The organism is Streptomyces sp. NPDC002386 (assembly GCF_053593175.1).
Genome location: NZ_JBSFBX010000005.1, coordinates 159,927 through 180,560, shown reverse-complemented (window position 1 = coordinate 180,560; position 20,634 = coordinate 159,927). Strand labels below are relative to the sequence as shown.

Genomic DNA, 20,634 nt, shown 5'->3' with positions numbered 1-20,634 from the left:
GCCGTTGACCAGGGACGGAGCCGGTTCGCAGCCGTCGGTCCGGGCGCCCCGGCTCAGCCGCGTGGACCGCTGACGCGTTCCGGCCGGATCACGTAGATCACCCGGACCTGGTCCCGCCCGCCGAACCACGGGTAGGGGCCACCGAGATACTTCCGCGAGAGCGCCTCGATGTGGTCGACGGCGCCCTCGGTGGTCACCCGGACCACCCGGCCGCGGATCTGGACGTAGGAGGACGGCTCCGCGGGGTCGGACACCGCGACGGCCACCCGTGGGTCACGGGCGATGTTCCGGGTCTTCTGGTGCGACTCCACGCTGTTGATCAGTACGTGCTCGCCGTCCGTGTCGACCCAGGTCTGGGTGAGCTGGGGCGAGCCGTCGGGCATCGTCGTGGCGATGTAGCAGGTGCTGGGGCGGCGCAGCAGCGCCACCACGTCCTCACCGAGGGGTACGGGCACCGGTGCTCTCCAGGGTCGTTCGGCGGCTGCTGGGACAAACGTAACGTCGGACCGGGTGACGCGAGGACATCAGGCGCCCCGACCCGGGTACCAGCTCTGTGGAGGTTCATGATGTTCGAGGCGGGAGACATCCGTGAGTGGCGGGGGCACGACGTGGTCGACCCCGGCGGGCGCCGGATCGGCGCCCTGGAGTCGGTCTACGTCGACACCGCCACCGACAAGCCGTTCTTCGCCACGGTGACCGTGGGGCTCCCCACCCGCCGCCGGCTGGCGTTCGTGCCGCTCACCGGCGCGACCGTCGGTCCGGGGTATCTGCGGGTCGCCTTCGCGAAGGACGCGGTGAAGAAGGCTCCCGCCATCGACACCGACGGAGAGCTGCCTGCGTCGCACGAGCCGGCCGTCTTCGCGCACTACGAACTCGACTACGCGCCGGGCGCCGGTGGCGAACGCCGCCTCGGGCGCCGCTGAGGACCCGCCTCCGAACCACCGCGGCACAGCCGCCACCGTCGAACCGTCCGCCGCCGAGCGGCCGAGGCCACCTGGAGAGCCGATGAGTCTGTTTCTGCTCCTGATCCTCGTGGCCCTCGTCCTGGGCATCATCGGGTTCGCCGCCCACGGCCTGTTCTACCTGCTGGTCATCGGGGCCGTCGTACTGCTCGCCGACCTCGGGTACGGCGCCGTGCGCCTGCGCCGCGGCGGCCGGCGGCACCGCGCCGCGCGGTAGCGGCGCCCGCGGCCGGGCGTCCCGGCCTCCGCGTCATGGCGGGGCCGGTGCCCCGACCCGCCATGACGCGGAGGCCGTACGGCTCCTACCGGCGCCACGGCCCGGTCACCGCGAAGGTGGTGCCGGGGGTGTAGCAGTTGACGTACATCGTGCGGCCGTCGGGCGCGAAGGTGACGCCGGCGAACTCGCCCCACTCGGGCTCCTGGTCCGTCCCGATGTTCTGCCGGCCCCGGGCCATCGCGTACACCTCCCCGCCGCGCGTCACGCCGAACACGTGCTGCGCGCCGTTGCCGTCCTCACAGACCATCAGGCCGCCGTCGGCGGCCAGGCAGATGTTGTCCGGGGACTCGCCGGGCAGTTGCACATCGGTGTCCGGGCCGAACACGACGACCAGGGTCAGCCGGCGGCGCGCCGGGTCGTAGCGCCAGATCTGCCCGTAGTGGTCGGCCGCCGAGCCGTCCGCGCTGCGGGCGAAGGACGACACGAAGTACACACAACTTCCGCCCCAGTAGCAGCCCTCCAGCTTCTGCGCGTGGGTGATGCCGCGGGGACCGTAGTCCTGCAGCCGGGTGGGGGTGGCCGCGGCCGACGGATCGGGCACGTCGACCCATTCGACGCCGTCGAAGTGCGCTCCGGTCTCCTGGATCGTCGACAGATCGGGTACGCCGGGCACGCGCATCGCCTGGAGCCGGCCTCCCGCCCGGAGCGAACCGACGCCGCCCAGTGGCTTCTGGGGCAGGAACCGGTAGAAGAGGCCGAAGGGCCGGTCGAAGGCGTCCTCGGTCTCGTAGACGACGCCGTGGCGCGGGTCCACGGCGATCGCCTCGTGCTGGAAGCGGCCCATCGCGGTCAGCGGGACGGCGCCGGTGCGGTGCGGGTCGGTGGGGTGGACCTCGAAGATGAAGCCGTGGTCCTTGGTGTACCCGTTGGTACCGGCCCGGTCCTCGGTCTCCTCACAGGTCAGCCAGGTGCCCCAAGGAGTGCGGCCACCGGCGCAGTTGACGGCCGTGCCGGCGATGGCGACCCGCTCGGACAGCACGCGCCGTCCCGCGTCGAGCGTCAGGGCCGTACAGCCGCCCTTGCCCGCCGGGTCATAGGTGAGACCGGCGACCGTCGGGACCGGGATCCTGGCGGTGACCCGGTTCTCGTGGTTGCGGACGAGGTGCGTACGGCTTCCTCGGCCGGCGAAGGCGGCCATCCCGTCGTGGTTGGAGGGCACCGGGCCCTCTCCCGAGCGGAGCTGGTCCCCCTCGCGGGAGAGCACGGTGTAGCGGAAACCTTTCGGCAGGTCGAGCAGACCGTTGGGGTCGGGCACGAGCGGACCGTAGCCGGTGTCGCCCGGACTCCGCGCGAAGGCGGTGCCGGCGAAGAGTTCGGACAGGGCCCCGGTGAAGGCGATACCCGCCCCCACCGCACTTGCCCGGGCCAGGACCTGACGGCGTGTTGCGGACATGCGGCAGCAACCTTCCTGCTGGCGGACAGGAACTGTGACGCCGCTGTGTCTATCACCTGGTGCGGGCCTCGGGAACCACGCCTGTCGCCCGTGTCACACCGCCGGGGAGGACGCGATCGGCGCCACGGCGGCGGCCCGGTGGGCCCGCGAACGGCTCAGGCGGCCCGGGCCACCGAGCGGACGGCGCTCCCCCGGACGGCGCTTTGCCGGACGGCGCTCTCCCGGACGGCGCTGCCCCGGGCGGACCGAGCGGGGGCGGATCTGACGCGATACGTGACCTTGCCGGGGTCGACGAGCGGGTCACCGAGGACGATGCGGCCGGCCGCGTGCAGCGCGTCGCACTCGTCCACGGGCAGGGCCACGTATCCGGCGCCCCTGCCCGTGGACGGGTCGAACGGCTGCCAGTAGGCGTACCGTCGGCGTCCCCCCTCGTGGACCGTCAGGAAGACCGTGGTGCCCGGGTCCGCGATGATGCGCAGGAGATCGGCGGCGCCACGACCGAGCCGGGCACCCTGGGACCTCTGGTGACGCGGGAGCATCTGCATCAAGAACGGCCTCCAACCGCAGGAACTGACGACCGATTACCCGCTTCGGGCCATATCGATCTCGCTGCACCGGAATTAATCAGACGGCACTGACAATCGCCCGTGCGCCGACCGCGTCCCGCACCGGCCCGGCTCTTGGAACACGGCCCCGCGCCCACCGTCCGGGCCCCGAAAGTCCCGGCCCGCGCGGCGTCCACTCCCCCGGTCCGGCCGGGGGACCCTCCCGCCGGCGCCCGGGTGCCGCCGCGCGGGTCAGGCGTCCCGTCGGGCCCGCGTGGGCTCCGGCTGCGCCGCGTCCCAGCTCCGTCCGGCGGACATCACCGGCGACCGGGTCAGACCGATGATGCCCAGCGCCATGAGGAGGACCCCGGCGATCTCGGGCAGCACCCGCCACCCGAGGGCGATGCTCTCCCCGAAGAGCAGTCCGCCGAGGATGACGCTGATCAGCGCGTCGCCAAGGGTCAGGGCCGGCTGGGAGGCGGCCAGCGTGCCGGCCCGCAGCGCCCACTGCAGGAGCAGGACGCTCAGCAGACCGGTGAGAGCGGCCGCATAGGTGTGCCAGGTGGTCAGGACCCCGGTCACGCCCTCGGGGAACCGGCCGGTCACCTCCTTGATCAGCGCTGCCGTGACCGCGAAGCAGGCGGCGGTCGCGGTGCCGAGGGTGGCGGCCTGCAGGGGCCCGCGCATGCGCCGGGCGGCCGTCAGGAGGACGGCGACACAGCAGGTCAGCCCGCCGCCGACGGCGAGCCAGTGCCAGTCGGAGGCGCGGTCGCCGCCGGGTGCCGGGGAGGCGCTGAGCAGGAAGAGCGCCAGGCCGCCGGCCAGCATCACGAAGGAGCGCCAGGTGCCGGCCGAGGGGCGGCGGCGGAACACGACCGCGCCGATGAGGAGGGTGAACAGCAGTTCGGTGGCCAGCAGGGGCTGGACCAGCGAGAGCTGCCCGGAGTCCAGGGCGATCACCTGGAAGACCGCGGATGCCGCCATGGCCAGTGCTCCCGCCCACCAGAAGGGGCGCCGCAGCAGTCCCGCCAGGCGGGCCGTCGCCGCGCGGACGCCGTGACCGGAGACCGCGTCGGGCTCGACCGCGGCCCGCCGCTGCAGGACCGACGCCGCCCCGTTGGACAGCGCGGACAGCAGCGCCGTGATGACGGTGAGCACGTTCATGCGACTGCCTGTCGTTCGCGGGATGATCCCGGCGGGCGGCCACCGCACGCTCGGTAGGCGGACAAAGATAGCCAAAGCGAACAAAGACGTATCCGCCGTACACGGTGATAAACCTGGTCATACCGGCCGTACGCGAAGGGTGGGAACCGGTCACCGCCTGTCGGCGGCCGGTGTCACGGACACCCGTCGTCCCAGATCCCAGTCTTCAGTCCCAGTTCCCAGTTCCCAGTTCCTTCGAGGTGACCATGCCGCACACGTGCCCCCGGCCGTGCCCGTACCCGCCGGCCCACCGCTCCGTCCCGGGGGTCCGCTCGGCCGGACGGACCACCGCCGTCACGCCGGTGCGGCGTCTGCCGTGAGCCGGCTGCTGGTGGTCAGCGCGAGCATGGGGTCGGGCCACGACGCGGTGGCCCGGGAGCTGGCCCGGCGGCTGCGCGCCGGCGGGCACGAGGCCGTGCACCGGGACGTGCTGGAGCTGTTGCCCGCCCGTGTCGGGGCAGGGCTGCGCGGCTTCTACCGCGCGACGATCCGGCACGTCCCCGCCCTCTACGGGGGCATCTACGCCGCCTTCTTCAGGGGCGGCACGGGGCCGCGGCCGGGCAGCGCGCCGCTCGCCGCGCTCGCCGGCGACCGGCTGCGGGCGGAGGTGGCGCACGAGCGCGCCGACGCGGTCGTGTCGGTCTTCCACCTCGCCGCCCAGCTCACCGGCGGGATGCGGGCCCGGGGGCGGCTGGCGGTGCCCAGCGCGGTGGTCATCACCGACTTCGCCGTGCACCGGCAGTGGCTGCACCGGGGCAACGACCTGCACCTGTGTCTCACCCCGCGGATCGCCCGGGAGGTGGAGCACCGGCTGGGGCGCCCCGCCACCGCCTGCGGTCCGCTGCTGGCGGACCGCTTCCGGCCGCACCCCGCGGGTGAGGCGTCCTGGCGCCGGCGGCTCACGGCGGGTGGCGCAGGCCCGCCCGTCCTGCTGTCGGCGGGCGCGTGGGGGGCGGGCAGCCGGCTCGGCGCGACGGCCCGGCTGCTGGCCGGGGCGGGCTATCTGCCGGTCGTCCTGTGCGGGCGGAACGAGCGCCTGCGCCGCGTGGTGTCGAAGGTGCCGGGAACGCTCGCGCCGGCATGGGTGGACGACATGCCGGGTCTGCTCTCGGCGTGCGCGGCGGTGGTCGACAACGCGGCGGGGCAGACGTCGCTGGAAGCGCTGGCCGTCGGGGTGCCGGTCGTCGGGTACCGTCCGATCCCCGGTCACGGCGCCGAGGGGGTGCACCGCATGGCGGCGCTCGGCCTGACCGAGCACGCCGCCGACCCGTGGCAGCTCGTGCAGTCCCTGGACCGTCTCACCTCGGGCGGCCCGGGATCCGGCCGCCGCGACGCGGCCGCCCGCGGCCTGGTCCGGGGCGACGTCGTGAGCCCGCTGGAACGTCTCTGCTCCTGAGGCCAGGGGACGTGACCCGGGTCAACCGTCGCGGGCCGTGCGGCCCGGGGGTGCCGGTGGTGCCGGTGGTGCCGGACGCGCGACGCCGTGTTCGCCCAGCGGTCCGACGGTCAGACCCGCCTCGCGGCAGGCAGCGACCAGCCCAGGCAGCGCGCCCAGCGCCGCCCGCCAGCAGTCGGGTGCCGCGTGCCGGTCGGTGTCGTGCAGCAGCACCGTGCCGCCACCCCCGAGATCCGGCAGGACGGTCGCCAGCACGGAGGCCGCGGTGGCATCGGCCGTCCAGTCGCGGCCCCAGGCGGTCCACAGGACCGGGCGCAGCCCGGTACGGCGCGCGGCCAGCAGCCGGTCGCCGGTCAGAATGCCGTACGGGGGCCGGTACCAGACGGGGCTCGTGCCGGAGACCTCCGCCACGGCGTCCGCGGCCCGGGCCAGCCGCCGGGTCTCCCTGACCGGTGCGGGCCGCCAGGGGCGGTCGTGCGTCCAGCCGTGCACCGCGAGTTCGTGGCCGCGCCGGACGATCTCCCGGGTCAGCCGCCCGTGGGCCGGCACCCGCTCGCCCAGCACGAAGAACGTGGCGCGGACCGCCAGCCGGTCCAGCGCGTTGAGGAAGGCGGGCGTGGAGCGGGGATCAGGGCCGTCGTCGAAGGTCAGCGCCACGTGGTCGGCACGCCCGGCGCCGGCGAGGGCCGGCAGCCAGGCGCGGCGCGGTCCGGGCAGCCAGGAGGCGGCCGGGACGATGTGGGCGGCGGCGGCCAGCAGGGGCGCGGTGGCGACGGCCGCGGTGAGCAGCCGGCCGCGGTGGGCAGAGCTCCGCATGCGCGTCTCCCTTCATGTCCGCTGCGGTCCCTCGGTCGCCGGGCGGGACGGGTCCCGGTCCGGTCGTCAGCCGAACCGGGCCGCCAGGCGGCGATACGGCGTGGGTGCCAGGCCGCGCAGCGCGACCGGGATGCGGAGCCAGCCGGGCACGAACACCTCGTGGCGTCCGCCGCGTACCGCCTCGACCACCGCCGCGGCCACCCGCTCGGGCGGGACCGGACGCGGGCGGCGGCGGGAGTAGGGAACCCCTCTCCTGGCGAAGAAGGGGGTGTTCACCACGCCCGGTACGACGTGGGTCACCCCGACGCCGGTGCCGTTCAGCTCGTATCGCAGCGCGTCGGCGAAGGCGCCGAGGCCCGCCTTGGCCGCGGAGTACACCGCTTCCTCGCGCACCCCGACGCATCCCGCGACGGAGCCGATGAGCACCAGCCGGCCCCGGCCGCGCGCCACCATGTGCGGCAGCACCTGGCGGACCAGGTGCATCACCGAGGCCAGGTCGACGGTGAGCACCCGGTCCACCTCGCCGCCGGGCATCGAGGTGAACGGTCCGGCCCAGCCCACTCCGGCCGCGGTGACGAGGAGATCGACGCCCGGTGCCCGGCTCAGGGCCCGTTCGGCGAGCTGCCGGGCGCCGTCCGCGCCGGCCAGGTCGCAGGGGATCGCGACGCCCGCCGTCTCGCGCGCCACCGCGTCCAGCCGGGCCCGGTCGCGCCCGGACAGCAGCAGCGTCCACCGCTCCCCCGCCAGGGCCCGCGCGACCGCCGCGCCGATCCCGGAGGACGCGCCCGTCACGAGCGCCACGCCCGTCGTGGGCACGGTGCCCGGCAGGAGGGTGGACGGGGCGGGGTACGGATCCGCCGTCGCGCGTCCCAAGCTGAACCTCCTCGAGTGGTGGTCCCCGGGGCGGCCTCGGGGACCGCCGGCCGCTCATGAGCGCACTCTCTCCGCCCCGCCCGTCCCCGTGCGTCCGTGCGCCGTGCGCCCGTCCGTGCCGGCGACCATCGAGGGATAGCCGGACCTCACGGCTTTCAAACGTGCGGCGGCCCCGGCCCCGCGGGCACGGGAGCCGCTCGGGCACCGCAACGCCGGGGGCCCGCCGCGCCGAAACCGGTGAGCTGACCGCTTACCGGCCGTCCGGCGCTCCGGGGCGCCGGACGGCGGCGCGCGAACGGCACGGCGATGAGCCATGCGGGTGTTCTTTCCGGGACGGTCCCGGCCGGGGTCCCGCCGTCCGGAGCCTTCGCCCGGCCGGGACGGGAGGATGGCCCGCCGTGGTGTACCTCTTCGGCCTTCCCGCCGCGTGTCTGCTGGGCTTCGGCTTCGTGCTGCAGCAGCACGCGGCCGAACGCGAACCGCTGTCCCTGATGCTGTCCTTCCGGCTGCTGCTGGACCTGATGCGGGTGCCGCTGTGGCTGGCGGGCATCGGCTGCATGGTGGTCGGCCAGGTGCTCGGCGCGCTGGCGCTTACGCAGGGCAGCCTCGCCCAGGTGGAGCCGTTGCTCACCATGAACCTGCTCTTCGCGATGGCGCTGGCCCGGTGGATGGGCGACCAGCCGCTGGGCTGGTCGGGGTGGCTGGGGGCGCTCGCCCTCAGCGGCGGGGTCGCGGCCTTCGTGCTGGCGGGACGCCCGCACGAAGGCCAGGGCGAGGTCGGCGCCCTGCGGCACTGGGTGGTGATCGGCTGCGTGCTGGGGGTCGCCGGCATCCTCGTGGTCATCTCCCAGCGGCTGCGGCTGCTGCACCGGCCGCCTCTGCTCGCCGCGGCGGCCGGCACGCTGTACGGCCTGCAGGACGCGCTCACCCGGGTCTGCGGCGGCATCTTCGGCGCCGAGGGGCTCACCGGACTGCTGGCCTCCTGGGAGCCCTGGGGCGTGGTGGCGCTCGCGGTGGTGGGGCTGCTGCTCGTCCAGAGCGCCTTCGAGGCCGGGCCGCTGCGGCTGTCCCTGCCGGCGCTGAGCGCCGCCGAGCCGCTGAGCGGCATCGCCTGCGGCATCGGCTTCCTCAACGACGAACTGCGCACGACACCGGGCGCGCTGGCCTGGCAGGCGGCCGGCGTGGTGGCGGCGCTCACGGGGGTCTTCGTACTCGGCCGGCATCCGGTCATGCCGAGTGGCGAACGCCGCCCCGAGCCGCCACCGCACCATCTGATCCACCGGCACTGACCGACTGCGGGGTGCGAGCGGCGGGCCGGGCGGCGCTCTCCAGCAGCAGGGCGTGGACGAAAGCACGGGGGGTGCCGCGCGGACGGCGCCGGGCGGTGCCGAACGGAGCGGGGCGCAGGTTCCCCGTCCGCCGACCGCGCGCGGGCGTGCAGCGCGTGCTCGTGCGGCGGGAAGGAGGTGACGGTCATCGCTCCGGTCTCCTCCCCCGGTCGGCCCGCGGCCGGATACCCTCCCTGACGCCCCGTGGGAACGCGACGCCACGGTCCAAGGACCGTCACACGGTGTCGCGTGGGTCCGTGCAGAACACCGGTACCCGCTGGACGAGGTTGTTGGCGAAGCCGCCCCGGTTCCAGGACTGTTCCAGCGGCTGGGTGTTCCCGGCCGCGTCGTGGGCGCGGGCGCTCAGTACGTGGTCGCCGGGATCGGCGGTCCATTCGTGACTCCACCGGCGCCACGCCCAGCGGTGTCCGTGGTCCGGTTCGAGATCGGCCGGGTGGTGGCTCGCGCCGCCGTCCGTGCTGACCTCCACCGCCGTCACCGGGGCGCGCCCGGACCAGGCCCGTCCCTCGATGCGGACGGAGCCCGGTGCGACGACCCGCGTGCGGGACATGAAGTCGGGGAAGCCGGGCGGGATCAGCAGCGCCCGGGGAGCGATGCGCGTGACGGCCGCTCCCGCCTCGTCCGGCTCCTGCCTGATCCGGTAGGCGACGGACTGCTGGAAGCCGGTGAAGGGCCGGTCGGCGACGGTGATGGCGCGCAGCCACTTCACCTGGGCCATGCCGTACCAGCCGGGCACCACCAGGCGCAGGGGTCTGCCGTGCTGCGGCGGCAGGGGCGCGCCGTTCATGGCGTAGGCCACCAGGACCTCGGGCTCCGTGCCGGTGGCGACGCCGAGCGGGAGGGCGCGCTCGTAGTCCTGTTCGACACCGCGTTCCACTCCGTGGTCGGCGCCGGTGAAGACGACGTCGACGGCGTCGGGGGCGACACCGGCCTCGGCCAGCAGGAGGCGCAGCGGTACCCCCGTCCAGTCCGCCGTGCCCACCGCTTCCAGCAGCCAGGGCTGGCTCACCGGTCTCGGCGACAGCAGGGCTCTGCCGTTTCCGGCGCACTCCAGGGTCACGCGCGTGGTGACGGCGGGGAAGGCGCGCAGGTCCGCGGCCGAGAGGGTGAGGGCGCGCCGCACCCGCCCGTCGAGCGTCAGCCGCCAGGCCGCGTCGTCCGGTACGTCAGGGATGTCGTAGTGGGTGAGGACGTAGTGCAGGCCCGGCGGGGTCAGGTCGTAGCGCAGGGCCTCCAGCGGCAGGCCGTGGTTGCGGGCGGCCAGCGCCAGTTCGTCCTGCCCGAGGCCCTCGCCCGCGGCGGCCAGCCGGGCAGGAGCGCTCACGTCGGTGAGTCGACGCCCCATGCCGTCGATTATTCGCCTCGCCCCGCGCTCGCGCACCGGCTGGATCGGCGCGGCCCGCGCTCGCGGGGTGCGGCCGGCGTCTTGACGTCCCGGGCGGCAGTGGCGATCCTCGGGGCAGATTGTGTCGTACATGACAACCCTGCCTGGACGACACCGCGCCATCCCGCCGACCGAGGGACGTGGGCCGTGACCGTACGCAGAAGCCCGTACCGCCACCGCAAGGAGGCGGGCGTCCTCGCGGCGCTGCTCCTGGTGCTGGCCGTCGTCCTGAGCCCGACGCCGAGTTCGGCGGCGGCCGGGAACGACTGGTGGACACCCGTGGCACGGCCCGCACCGGACGCGCGGATCGACGTCACCGGCGAGCCGTTCAAGGGCACCGACGCCCAGGGCCGGGTGCGGGGGTTCGCCGACGCCCACGACCACCTGTTCGCCAACGAGGCCTTCGGCGGCCGTCTCATCTGCGGCAAGGTGTTCTCCGAGGCCGGGATCGCCGACGCGCTCAAGGACTGCCCCGAGCACTACCCCGACGGCTCGCTCGCCGTCTTCGACTTCATCACCAAGGGCGGCGACGGAAGGCACGACCCGGTCGGCTGGCCGACGTTCAAGGACTGGCCCGCGCACGACTCGCTGACCCACCAGCAGAACTACTACGCGTGGGTGGAGCGCGCCTGGCGCGGCGGTCAGCGCGTGCTCGTCAACGACCTGGTCACCAACGGCGTGATCTGCTCGGTCTACTTCTTCAAGGACCGCGGCTGCGACGAGATGACCTCGATCCGGCTGCAGGCGAAGCTGACGTACGACCTCCAGTCCTACGTCGACCGGATGTACGGCGGCCCCGGCAAGGGCTGGTTCCGCATCGTCACCGACAGCGCGCAGGCCCGCGAGGTCATCGAGCAGGGCAAACTCGCGGTCGTGCTGGGCGTGGAGACCTCCGAGCCGTTCGGCTGCAAGCAGATCCTGGACGTCCCGCAGTGCGACCGGCACGACATCGACGCAGGGTTGGACGAGCTGTACGCGCTCGGCGTGCGCAGCATGTTCCTCTGCCACAAGTTCGACAACGCGCTGTGCGGGGTCCGCTTCGACTCCGGCGGACTGGGAACGGCCATCAACGTGGGGCAGTTCCTGTCGACCGGCACCTTCTGGAAGACCGAGAAGTGCGCGGGCCCGCAGCACGACAACCCCATCGGCTCGGCGGCCGCGCCGGGAGCCGAGGCGAAGCTTCCCGCCGGCGTGAGCGTCCCCGCGTACGACGCGGACGCGCAGTGCAACGTCCGCGGACTCACCGGTCTCGGCGAGTACGCCGTGCGCGGCATGATGAAGCGCAAGATGATGCTGGAGATCGACCACATGAGCGTCAAGGCCGTGGGCCGCGCGCTCGACATCCTGGAGGCCGACTCCTATCCCGGCGTGATCTCCTCGCACAGCTGGATGGACATGAACTGGACCGAACGGGTCTACGGCCTCGGCGGGTTCGTCGCCCAGTACATGAACGGCTCGCAAGGGTTCGTCGCCGAGGCGAACCGCACCAAGGCGCTGCGGGAGAAGTACGGCGTCGGCTACGGCTACGGCACGGACATGAACGGCGTCGGCGGCTGGCCGGGACCCCGGGGCGCGGACGCACCCGACAAGGTCGTCTACCCCTTCCGCAGCGTCGACGGCGGCTCACTGATCGACCGTCAGACCACCGGTGAGCGCACCTGGGACCTCAACACCGACGGGGCCGCGCACTACGGCATGGTGCCGGACTGGATCGAGGACATCCGGCGGGTGGGCGGCCAGGACACGGTGAACGACCTCTTCCGCGGAGCCGAGTCCTACCTCGGCACCTGGGGCGCGGCCGAACGGCACCAGGCGTCCGTCGACCTCGCCGACGGGGCGCCGGCCACGGCCAGTTCCTCCGAGTGGAACCCGTTCACCAGCTACGCTCCCGGCCGGGCGGTGGACGGCCGGCGGGACACCCGGTGGGCCAGTGACTGGAGCGACGGCCAGTGGCTGCGGATCGACCTGGGCTCGACCCATCTGGTCGGACGGGTCACGCTCGACTGGGAGCGGGCGTACGGCAGTTCGTACCGGATCGAGCTCTCGACGGACGGGGAGAACTGGCGGACCGCCTGGTCGACCACCACCGGCGACGGCGGTCTGGACACCGCGCGCTTCACCCCCGCACCGGCCCGCTGGGTCCGCGTCACGGGCACCGGACGCGGGACCCAGTGGGGCTACTCGCTGTACGAGGTCGGCGTCCACAGCGGCTGACACCGGCGTCACCGGCCGCTCAGGAGCGGCCGCTCCCCGACCCCGCCGTCCCGCCCGGCACACCCTCCGGCGCAGGCGGCGGAGCCGGACCGGTGGACGGCGGGGCGGCCGGGGCCTCGTCGTCCAGGTCGCCGCGCAGGGCCGCCATGGCGAAAGCCACCATGGAGGCGAGGAGGAACAGGGCGAGCGGCCCCCAGAGCGCCGGGACCGCCCACATCGGCCAGTCGTTGGCCGACTGCGCCCAGAGCGCCAGGACGGCGGTGACGGCCATGCCGGCACCGTGCCACCGCACCACGGCGGCCGCGCGGGCGTGCCGCCGGTCGCCCCGGGCGAGCAGGGACCACACCGCCCCGACGAGCGCCGTCACGCCGAACGAGCCGCAGGCCAGAGTGCCACCGAGCCGGTCCTCGGGCCACCCCACCGGCCCGTCGGACGTCTGCTGCCGCCGCCCCTCGGCGTCCCGCACCTCGACGACACGGCCGTGCCAGATCAGCCCGACGACCTCGTCGCCCGGTTCCAGCTCGGACGCCACGGGCTCGGCCTGCCGGAACGTCACCCGCCACGGCCTGCCGGAGGGCAGCGCCAACCGGGCCTCGGGCGACTCACCGCGCTTCCCGCGGTGCAGGTCGGCCGTGCGGACGGTGAAATCCTGCCGCCACACGCAGCCCGACGGCTTCACCGGCACGGAGGCACACGCCGGCGCGGCCCGGTACGCGCGCTCCCGCTCCAGCGCCCCCCGCATCCCACAGGCCGTCGCCACTCCCCCGCCGAGCGCCACCACGGCGATCAGCAGCCACATCACACCCCGCAGCCCGTCGTGCTCCCCCACCCCGCCCTGCCTCCTCGCCCACCCGCCCCGCGACGTTCCGTGCGCGTACTCGATCACGCCGGCCCGGGACCGCCCAGGCCCGGCACCGGCAGCGACACCCCGGCGGGCCTGCCGGACCTCGGCAACGAACCACGGGCGGTCCGGTGGCCGGCGCTCGGTTCACGCGGCGCCGTCTTGTGGAGAGCCGCCCCAGCCACTTCAATGCTCCCTACCTCCCCACAGGAGAACACCTGTCCCACACACCCAGTGAAGGGGTTCTTCTTGACCGCCATCCGCGCCACCGCCGTCACCGCGGCCACCTGCGCCCTCGTCCTCGCCGCCGCGCTGCCGTCCTCCGCGATCAACTCGTACAACGCCACTCCCGCGCCCGAACGCACCGAAGTGGGCGCCCTCGTGGCCACCTGGGACGACGACGGCGATCCGGCGACCCCGGACCGCGCCGACTGGGTGTGCTCCGGCACCATGGTCGACGCCGGCACCTTCCTGACCGCCGCGCACTGCACCAGCGACTGGCCGGCCGGCGTCAGGTTCTACGTCTCCCTCGACCAGGACGTCCAGTCCGGGCTCGACGCCGCCGCGAAGCGCTACCCCGGCGACCCGGCCGCCCAGGCGAACGCCGTCGCGGTGGAGGGCACCGCGCACACGCACCCCGACTATCCGGGCCCAGCCTCCGACACGCACGACATCGCGGTGATCGAACTGCCCGCCGCGAAGGTCGCGTCCCGCTGGTCGTTCACCCCGGCCACCCTGCCGGCCGCGAACCAGCTGGGCACCCTCACGTCGAAGGAGCTGGACTCCACCGACTGGGTCGTCGCCGGGTACGGCACCCAGGAGGCGGCGCGGGGCCCGGGCGGCCAGACGCACCCGGGCGGCGGGGTCCGCATGAAGGCCCCCGTGGGCTTCAACGCCCTCAACACGGCATGGGTCCGCCTCGCCATGACGGCACCCCAGGGCAACGGCGGTGCCTGCTACGGCGACTCCGGCGGCCCCAACTTCGCGTTGCTCGGCGGCAAGAGGGTCCTCACCTCCACGACCATCACCGGCGACACCCCGTGCTACGCCACGAACGTCACCTACCGCCTCGACACACCCGGAGCCCGGGCGTTCCTGTCCCCGTTCGTGAAACTCCCGTAACAACCGCACGACGCCGCCGCCGGCCGGCCGCACCACGACTCGCGGGCCGGCCGCGGCACTGCCCCGTCTTCGACGGAGCGCCGTCCGGGGTGGAACCCGGACGGCGCTGCGTCAGGTCCGGCCCGAGCGGGCCGGGTTCCGGTTCAGGCCGCCGTCGCCCCTCCGTGGTCCGCGTCGCGGTGGATCGGGGTGTCCGTGCCGGTGAGGGGGACGCCCGTGCCGCCCCGCCGGGCGGCGACGACCTCCGCCACGATCGACAGGGCCGTCTCCTCCGGGGTGCGGGCACCGAGGTCGAGTCCGATCGGGGACCGGAGCCGGGCCAGTTCCCGGGCGCTCACGCCCTCTTCCCGCAGCCGCCGCGCACGGTCCTCGTGGGTGCGGCGCGAGCCGAGCGCGCCGACGAACGCCACCGGCAGCGCGAGGGCCACCTTCAGCAGCGGTACGTCGAACTTCGCGTCGTGGGTGAGGACGCACAGCACCGTGCGGGCGTCGGTCTCCGTCCGCCGCAGATAGCGGTGGGGCCAGTCGACGACGACCTCGTCGGCGTCGGGGAAGCGGGCCCGGGTGGCGAAGACGGGCCGGGCGTCGCAGACGGTCACGTGGTAGCCGAGGAACTTTCCGGCCCGGGCCAGCGCGGACGCGAAGTCCACCGCCCCGAAGACGATCATGCGCGGGGGCGGCACGTTCGACTCGACCAGCAGGGTGATGCCGCCGGGGCAGCGCGAGCCGTCCTCGGCGACGTCCACCGTGCCGGTGCGCCCCGCCTCCAGCAGTGCCCCGGCCTCGGCCACCGCCGTCCGGTCCAGGTCCCGGTGGCCGCCGAGACCACCCTCGTGCGTGCCGTCGGGCCGTACCAGCAGTGCGTGGCCGAGGAGTTCGGCCGGGCCCCGGACGACCCGGGCGAGGGCGGCCGGCCGGCCGTGGGCGGCAGCCGACAGAGCCGTCGCCAGGGCCGTGCGGGCGGGCGCCGGCGCCCCCACCGGCGTGATCAGCACCTCGATGGTGCCGCCGCAGGTCAGGCCGACGGCGAAGGCGTCCTCGTCGCTGTACCCGAACCGCTCCAGGACGCTCTCGCCGGTCTCCAGCGCCTGCCGGCACAGCTCGTAGACGGCGCCCTCCACGCATCCGCCGGAGACCGAGCCGATGACGGTGCCCTCGCGGTCGACGGCGAGGGCCGCGCCGGGTCCGCGGGGCGCGCTGCCCGCGACCGCCACCACGGTGGCGACGGCGAACTCCCGGCCCTCCCGCATCCAGTGGTCCAGCTCCTCGGCCAGATCAAGCATCCGGCGCTCCTCCGGCGGCGAGGACGCGGTCGGGCCGGATCGGCAGGTTGCGGTGGCGAACGCCGGTCGCGTGCCAGACCGCGTTGGCGATGGCGGCCGCGGCGCCCACGATGCCGATCTCGCCGATGCCCTTGATCCCCACCGGGTCGTCGGGATCGGTGTCCTCGATCCAGTCGGCCTCGATGTGCGGGACGTCGGCGTGCGTGGCCACGTGGTATCCGGCGAGGTCGGCGCCGACGTGGCCGCCGCTGGCGCGGTCCCGGACGGCCTCCTCGTGCAGGGCCATGGAGATGCCCCAGGTCATGCCGCCCAGGAACTGGCCGCGTGCGGTGAGCGGGTTGACGATCCGGCCGGCGGCGAAGATGCCGAGCATCCGGCGCACGCGCACCTCGCCGGTGGCCACGTCCACGGCGACCTCCGCGAACTGGGCGCCGTAGGAGTGCCGTTCGGCGGGTGCGAGGGCTCCGATGGCGGCGGTGGTGTCCGACCGTACGGTGATGCCCTCCGCCGGGATGTCCCCGCTCAGCGCGAGTCGTTCGCGCAGTTCGGCGCCGGCCGTCGTGACCGCCCAGGACCAGGAGCGGGTGCCCATGGAGCCGCCGGCGATCATCGCCGGGCCGAAGTCGCTGTCGCCGATGCGGACCCGGACGCGGTCGGGGGCGACGCCCAGGGCGTCCGCGGCGACGAGGGTCAGCGCGGTGCGGGCTCCGGTTCCGATGTCGGCGGCGGCGATACGGACGGTGAAGGTGCCGTCCGGGTGGGCGGTCGCGGTGGCGGTGGACGGTGCGGCGCCGGCGCCGAAGGAGGCGGCGGCGGTGCCGGTGCCGAGCAGCCAGCGGCCGTCGCGGCGCCGTCCGGGACGCGGGTCGCGGTCCGCCCAGCCGAACCTGCGGGCGCCTTCCTCGAAGCAGGCGGGCAGGCTGCGGCCGGCGAAGGGCAGCCCGGAGACCGGTCCCCGCTCCGGCTCGTTGCGCAGGCGCAGTTCGATCGGGTCGATGCCGCACCGCTCGGCGAGTTCGTCCAGCGCCGCCTCCAGCGCGAACGAGCCCGGCGCCTCGCCGGGGGCCCGCATCCAGGTGGGCGTCGGCAGATCGAGCCGTACCACGCGGTTGGCGGTGTGGTGGGCGTCGGCGTCGTACATCACCCGCGCCACCCCGGCGCTGGGTTCGACGAACTCGTGCACCGTGGAGGTGACGCTCACCGAGCGGTGCTCAAGCGCGCGCAGCCGGCCGGTGGCGTCGGCGCCCAGCCTGACGTGCTGCGTGGTCGGGCTGCGGTAGCCGGCCAGCGAGAACATCTGGCGCCGGGTCAGCACCACGCGTACGGGGCGCCGCAGGGCGGTCGCGGCCATCACGGCGGCCACCTGGTGGGCGCGGACGCCCTTGCTGCCGAAGCCGCCGCCGACGTGCTCGGAGCGCACCCGCACCGAGGCCGGGTCGAGCGAGAAGAGGTTGGCGAGTTCACCGACGACCCAGGTGGCGCCCTGGTTGGAGTCGACCACCTCGAGCCGGCCGCCGTCCCAGCGGGCGGTCGCCGCGTGCGGCTCCATCATGCTGTGGTGCTCTTCGGGGGTGGTGTACTCGGCGTCCACGACATGGGCGGACGCGGCCAGTTCGGCGTCGAGGTCGCCCTTCCCGGTCACCGCCGGCATGAAGCCGTCCACCGGGTAGGCGTCCGGGTGCTCGCCGTCGAAGTCGATGTCGTGGGGCTCTTGCTCGTAGTGCACGACGAGCGATTCGGCCGCTTCCCGGGCCTGTTCCGGCGTCTCGGCGACGACCAGCGCCACCGGCCAGCCGAGATGCGGCACCCGGTCGTGCTGGAAGACGGCGCAGGTGGGGTCGGGGGGCGTGCCCAGCATTCCGACGTAGTCGGTGTTGAGACGCGGGGCCTCGCGGTGGTCCAGGACGGCGACGACGCCCGGCATGGCCAGGACGGCGTCGGTGTCGAGGGCGGTGATGCGGCCGCGGGCCACCGTGGAGAGGACCAGCCAGCCGTGCGCCATACCCGCGAAGGGGATCTCCCCCGAGTAGCGGGCGGCTCCGGTGACCTTGTCCCTGCCTTCCACGCGGGTGTGCGCGGTGCCGACGGAGGCCGCCTGCGCGGGGGTGCCGGTCGTGACGGTGGTCATCGGGCGGCCTCCTCGGCGAGTTCGGTCAGGACGGCCACCACCAGGTTGCGCATCAGGGTCACCTTGTATCCGTTGTGGGGCAGTGGCCGGGCCGCGGCGAGTTCGGCGTCCGCGGCGGCGGCGAAGGTGTCGGCGCCGGCGGGCGCGCCGGTCAGGACGCTTTCGGCCGCGTGGGCCCGCCAGGGGCGGGACGCGACCGCGCCCAGGGCCAGACGCGCGTCCCGGACCACGCCGTCCCGGATGTCGAGCGCGGCCGCGACCGAGCCGATCGCGAAGGCGTACGAGGCCCGCTCACGCACCTTGCGATAGCGGGAGTGGGCGGCGACCGGCGCGGGCGGCAGCGAGACACCGGTGATCAGGGCGCCCGGCGGAAGGGCGGTCTCGTGGTGCGGGGTGTCGCCGACGGGCAGGTAGAAGTCGGCCAGCGGCGACTCCCCCGGTCCGTCCGCGGTCTCGAAGTGGACGACGGCGTCGAGCGCGGTGAGCGCGACACCCATGTCCGAGGGGTGCACGGCGACGCAGTGGTCGGAGGCCCCGAGAATGGCGTGGTTGTGGTGCTCGCCCTGGAGGGCGGGGCAACCGCTGCCGGGGACACGCTTGTTGCAGGGCTTGGAGATGTCGGTGAAGTAGCCGCAGCGAGTGCGCTGCAGCAGGTTCCCGCCGACGGTGGCCATGTTGCGCAGCTGCCCGGACGCCCCGGCCAGCACCGCCTGTGCCAGCACCGGGTAGTGGCGTCGGACCGCGGGATGGGCGGCCAGGTCGCCGTTGGTGACGGTCGCGCCGATCCGCAGGCCGCCGTCGCCGGTCGACTCGATCTCGTCCAGCGGCAGTTCGCGGATGTCGACGAGCCGGCCCGGCCGCTCCACACCGGTCTTCATCAGGTCGACGAGGTTGGTGCCGCCGCCGAGGAAACGCGCGTCCGGGTCGGCGCCGAGCACGGCGACGGCACCGGCGACGTCGGACGCCCGCTGATAGCCGAACTCCCTCATGCCACGGCCTCCTTCGTGCCCGGCGCGGGAGCGGCGGCGTCCGCTTCGGTCCCCGCCGCGCGGGCCACCGCCCGGACGATGGAGACGTACGCGCCGCAGCGGCACAGGTTCCCGCTCATCCGCTCCCTGATCTCCTCGGCGGTCAGGGGTGGCGGTCCCGCTTCGGGACTGAGGTCACCGGTGACGGCGCTGGGCCAGCCCGCCGCGTGTTCCTCGATCACCCCGATCGCCGAACAGATCTGGCCGGGTGTGCAGTAGCCGCACTGGAAGCCGTCCAGGTCGAGGAAGGCCTGCTGCACGGGGTGGAGCTGATCGCCGTCGGCCAGACCCTCGACGGTGGTGATCTCGCGGCCCTCGGCCGCCACGGCCAGTTGCAGACAGGCCACGGTCCGGCGGCCGTCCACCAGGACGGTGCAGGCGCCGCACTGGCCCTGGTCGCAGCCCTTCTTGGTGCCGGTGAGATCGAGGCGCTCGCGCAGGGCGTCGAGCAGGGTGGTGCGGTGGTCGACGGGCAGTGTGTACTTCTCGCCGTTGATCTTCAGGGTGATGACACTGGACGTCGATGAGGCCATGAGCAGCTTCTTTCGCATTTCCAGAAGATGGGGGGTGGCCCGGCGACGGAGTGCCGGACGGTGCGGAGAGTGCGTGGTGCGGGCCGTTGCCGCTGTGGGCGAAGCGAGGTGCGGGGCGCTTGGACCGAAAGGACGGACGCGGACTGCCGCGGGTTCGCGGCCCCGGCTATCGTGGACGCAACAACCGGACAGCTGTCCGCTACCTGGAAAACCTAACGGACAGCTGTCCGGTTAGCAAGGGCGAGGTTCGGCCACGGACCTGCGAGGAGGACGAGTGCCACTCAGAGACGACTCACCCCGGCGCTCGGACGCGCAGCGCAACCGTGAGCGCATCCTGGAGGTGGCCCTCGTGGAGCTGACGCGCTGCGCCGACGCCCCGCTGAGCGCGATCGCCAAGAAGGCCGGTGTCGGGCAGGGCACGTTCTACCGGAACTTCCCCAATCGTGAGGCGCTGGTCCTGGAGATCTACCGGCACGAGATACAGCAGGTCGCCGACAGCGCGGCCCAGCTCCTGCGGACCCGGACGCCCGAGGAGGCCCTGCGCGCCTGGATGGACCGGCTGGCCGAGTTCGCCATGGCCAAGGCCGGCCTGGCCGACGCCATCCGCCAGGTCACGGGCACGCCGGGCAGCCCGGCGAAGCCGACGCACACTCCGGTGACCTCCGCGGCGGAACTGCTGCTGCGCGCCAACGAGGAGGCCGGCGCCATCCGCCCCGGCATCACGGCGGACGACTTCATCCTGGCCATCGCCGGTCTCTGGCAGCTCGACCCGCACGACGACTGGCGGTCACGCGCCACCCGGCTCCTCGACCTCGTCATGGACGGCCTGCGCACGGGGGCGCCAGGGCCGCGGGGACGGTAGGGGCGCGCGACCACGAAGGGTGTGCGGGGCAGGCGGCGGTTGCGCGACCCCGTCCCGAGGACGCCCCGCCTCCGCCCCTCACGCGCCACGACCCGAGACACACCCGCGCGCTCCACCTGCTCCCCCCGCGGGCCTGCCCGGAGCGCACCCCGCCTCCGGCCCGCACACGACCCCGACCCGGGACGCACCCGCGGACGCGGTCCCCGACGCCGGCCACGCACCCGTGCAGCCGTTTCCGGTCCGCCCCGTCGCCCAGACGCGCCCTGGCCCTCAAGATCGAGGACGGCGGCGGCCGGGCCCTGGGCCCGGTCCTGGCCCGTGCCCTGCGCATGGCCGGTGTCACCGCGCCCGTGATCGACCGGGTGGGCCGCGTGCCCCTGCTGGGCGGCGGCCGGGAGGTGGGAGAGGTCCTGCCGGTCTTCTGA

Annotated in this window: 19 protein-coding genes and 1 pseudogene; 8 read left to right on the top strand and 12 right to left on the bottom strand. The window is 74.4% G+C overall.

Going from position 1 to position 20,634, the window contains the following annotated elements:
* Nucleotides 1–53: 53 nt before the first annotated feature.
* Entirely contained in the window at nt 54–455 is a 402-nt protein-coding gene (locus ACWCPN_RS12775) for a PPOX class F420-dependent oxidoreductase (protein WP_199213197.1), read from the bottom strand.
* A 111-nt stretch (nt 456–566) separates the two neighbouring features.
* Here ACWCPN_RS12775 and ACWCPN_RS12770 point away from each other — a divergent pair, with 111 nt between their 5' ends.
* Together ACWCPN_RS12770 and ACWCPN_RS12765 are read left to right on the top strand one after the other, a co-directional pair.
* Entirely contained in the window at nt 567–923 is a 357-nt protein-coding gene (locus tag ACWCPN_RS12770; RefSeq protein WP_451205277.1) for a PRC-barrel domain-containing protein, read from the top strand.
* A gap of 82 nt (nt 924–1,005) precedes the next feature.
* Entirely contained in the window at nt 1,006–1,179 is a 174-nt protein-coding gene (locus ACWCPN_RS12765) for a hypothetical protein (protein ID WP_451204794.1), read from the top strand.
* Between the two features lie 85 nt (nt 1,180–1,264).
* On the opposite strand, the gene ACWCPN_RS12760 is transcribed toward ACWCPN_RS12765, so the two are convergent.
* The 3 genes from ACWCPN_RS12760 to ACWCPN_RS12750 all read right to left on the bottom strand — a co-directional run bounded on the left by ACWCPN_RS12760 (nt 1,265) and on the right by ACWCPN_RS12750 (nt 4,341).
* Nucleotides 1,265–2,632, bottom strand: a complete 1,368-nt coding sequence (locus ACWCPN_RS12760) for an alkaline phosphatase PhoX (protein ID WP_451204792.1) — start codon at nt 2,630–2,632, stop codon at nt 1,265–1,267.
* Nucleotides 2,633–2,787: 155 nt separating this feature from the next.
* Nucleotides 2,788–3,177 carry a hypothetical protein gene (locus ACWCPN_RS12755; RefSeq protein WP_451204790.1) on the bottom strand — a complete coding sequence of 130 codons (390 nt, stop codon included), beginning with the start codon at nt 3,175–3,177 and terminating at the stop codon, nt 2,788–2,790.
* Nucleotides 3,178–3,429: 252 nt separating this feature from the next.
* Nucleotides 3,430–4,341 carry a DMT family transporter gene (locus ACWCPN_RS12750; RefSeq protein WP_451204788.1) on the bottom strand — a complete coding sequence of 304 codons (912 nt, stop codon included), beginning with the start codon at nt 4,339–4,341 and terminating at the stop codon, nt 3,430–3,432.
* Nucleotides 4,342–4,696: 355 nt separating this feature from the next.
* Between ACWCPN_RS12750 and ACWCPN_RS12745 the strand changes: the two genes are divergently transcribed.
* Nucleotides 4,697–5,776, top strand: coding sequence for an MGDG synthase family glycosyltransferase (locus ACWCPN_RS12745; protein ID WP_451204786.1), 1,080 nt, complete (start codon nt 4,697–4,699; stop codon nt 5,774–5,776).
* 21 nt (nt 5,777–5,797) lie between these two features.
* Here ACWCPN_RS12745 and ACWCPN_RS12740 read toward each other — a convergent pair whose 3' ends face one another.
* Together ACWCPN_RS12740 and ACWCPN_RS12735 are read right to left on the bottom strand one after the other, a co-directional pair.
* Nucleotides 5,798–6,592 carry a polysaccharide deacetylase family protein gene (locus ACWCPN_RS12740; RefSeq protein WP_451204784.1) on the bottom strand — a complete coding sequence of 265 codons (795 nt, stop codon included), beginning with the start codon at nt 6,590–6,592 and terminating at the stop codon, nt 5,798–5,800.
* A 66-nt stretch (nt 6,593–6,658) separates the two neighbouring features.
* Nucleotides 6,659–7,465: an SDR family NAD(P)-dependent oxidoreductase gene (locus ACWCPN_RS12735; RefSeq protein WP_451204782.1), complete on the bottom strand. Its 807-nt coding sequence runs from the start codon at nt 7,463–7,465 to the stop codon at nt 6,659–6,661.
* A gap of 398 nt (nt 7,466–7,863) precedes the next feature.
* Here ACWCPN_RS12735 and ACWCPN_RS12730 point away from each other — a divergent pair, with 398 nt between their 5' ends.
* Complete coding sequence (locus ACWCPN_RS12730) at nt 7,864–8,754, top strand: DMT family transporter (protein ID WP_451204780.1); 891 nt, start codon at nt 7,864–7,866, stop codon at nt 8,752–8,754.
* A 274-nt stretch (nt 8,755–9,028) separates the two neighbouring features.
* On the opposite strand, the gene ACWCPN_RS12725 is transcribed toward ACWCPN_RS12730, so the two are convergent.
* Nucleotides 9,029–10,159 (bottom strand): sulfite oxidase, encoded by a 1,131-nt coding sequence (locus ACWCPN_RS12725; protein WP_451204778.1) that lies wholly within the window; start codon nt 10,157–10,159, stop codon nt 9,029–9,031.
* Between the two features lie 186 nt (nt 10,160–10,345).
* Here ACWCPN_RS12725 and ACWCPN_RS12720 point away from each other — a divergent pair, with 186 nt between their 5' ends.
* Nucleotides 10,346–12,412, top strand: coding sequence for a discoidin domain-containing protein (locus ACWCPN_RS12720; protein WP_451204776.1), 2,067 nt, complete (start codon nt 10,346–10,348; stop codon nt 12,410–12,412).
* Nucleotides 12,413–12,431: 19 nt separating this feature from the next.
* Here the strand turns inward: ACWCPN_RS12720 and ACWCPN_RS12715 are convergent, their stop codons facing one another.
* A complete protein-coding gene (locus ACWCPN_RS12715) occupies nt 12,432–13,241 on the bottom strand; it encodes a hypothetical protein (RefSeq protein ID WP_451204774.1) in 810 nt (269 codons plus the stop codon).
* Nucleotides 13,242–13,502: 261 nt separating this feature from the next.
* On the opposite strand from ACWCPN_RS12715, the gene ACWCPN_RS12710 reads away from it, so the two are divergent.
* Nucleotides 13,503–14,375, top strand: coding sequence for a trypsin-like serine protease (locus tag ACWCPN_RS12710; protein WP_451204772.1), 873 nt, complete (start codon nt 13,503–13,505; stop codon nt 14,373–14,375).
* A gap of 143 nt (nt 14,376–14,518) precedes the next feature.
* On the opposite strand, the gene ACWCPN_RS12705 is transcribed toward ACWCPN_RS12710, so the two are convergent.
* The 4 genes from ACWCPN_RS12705 to ACWCPN_RS12690 are packed head-to-tail and all read right to left on the bottom strand — an operon-like array spanning nt 14,519 to nt 19,347.
* On the bottom strand, nt 14,519–15,658 hold the full coding sequence (locus ACWCPN_RS12705) for an XdhC family protein (protein WP_451204770.1): 1,140 nt from the start codon (nt 15,656–15,658) through the stop codon (nt 14,519–14,521).
* Nucleotides 15,651–17,786 (bottom strand): xanthine dehydrogenase family protein molybdopterin-binding subunit, encoded by a 2,136-nt coding sequence (locus ACWCPN_RS12700; RefSeq protein WP_451204768.1) that lies wholly within the window; start codon nt 17,784–17,786, stop codon nt 15,651–15,653. Before ACWCPN_RS12700 ends, ACWCPN_RS12705 begins: the two co-directional genes overlap by 8 nt.
* Nucleotides 17,783–18,775, bottom strand: a complete 993-nt coding sequence (locus ACWCPN_RS12695) for an FAD binding domain-containing protein (RefSeq protein WP_451204766.1) — start codon at nt 18,773–18,775, stop codon at nt 17,783–17,785. The genes ACWCPN_RS12700 and ACWCPN_RS12695 overlap by 4 nt, the downstream gene beginning before the upstream one ends.
* Complete coding sequence (locus tag ACWCPN_RS12690) at nt 18,772–19,347, bottom strand: (2Fe-2S)-binding protein (RefSeq protein ID WP_392294276.1); 576 nt, start codon at nt 19,345–19,347, stop codon at nt 18,772–18,774. The genes ACWCPN_RS12695 and ACWCPN_RS12690 overlap by 4 nt, the downstream gene beginning before the upstream one ends.
* Nucleotides 19,348–19,621: 274 nt before the next feature.
* On the opposite strand from ACWCPN_RS12690, the gene ACWCPN_RS12685 reads away from it, so the two are divergent.
* Together ACWCPN_RS12685 and ACWCPN_RS12680 are read left to right on the top strand one after the other, a co-directional pair.
* Nucleotides 19,622–20,209 (top strand): TetR/AcrR family transcriptional regulator, encoded by a 588-nt coding sequence (locus ACWCPN_RS12685; protein WP_451204764.1) that lies wholly within the window; start codon nt 19,622–19,624, stop codon nt 20,207–20,209.
* Between the two features lie 257 nt (nt 20,210–20,466).
* Nucleotides 20,467–20,634, top strand: a pseudogene (locus ACWCPN_RS12680) (asparaginase); the annotation flags it as partial.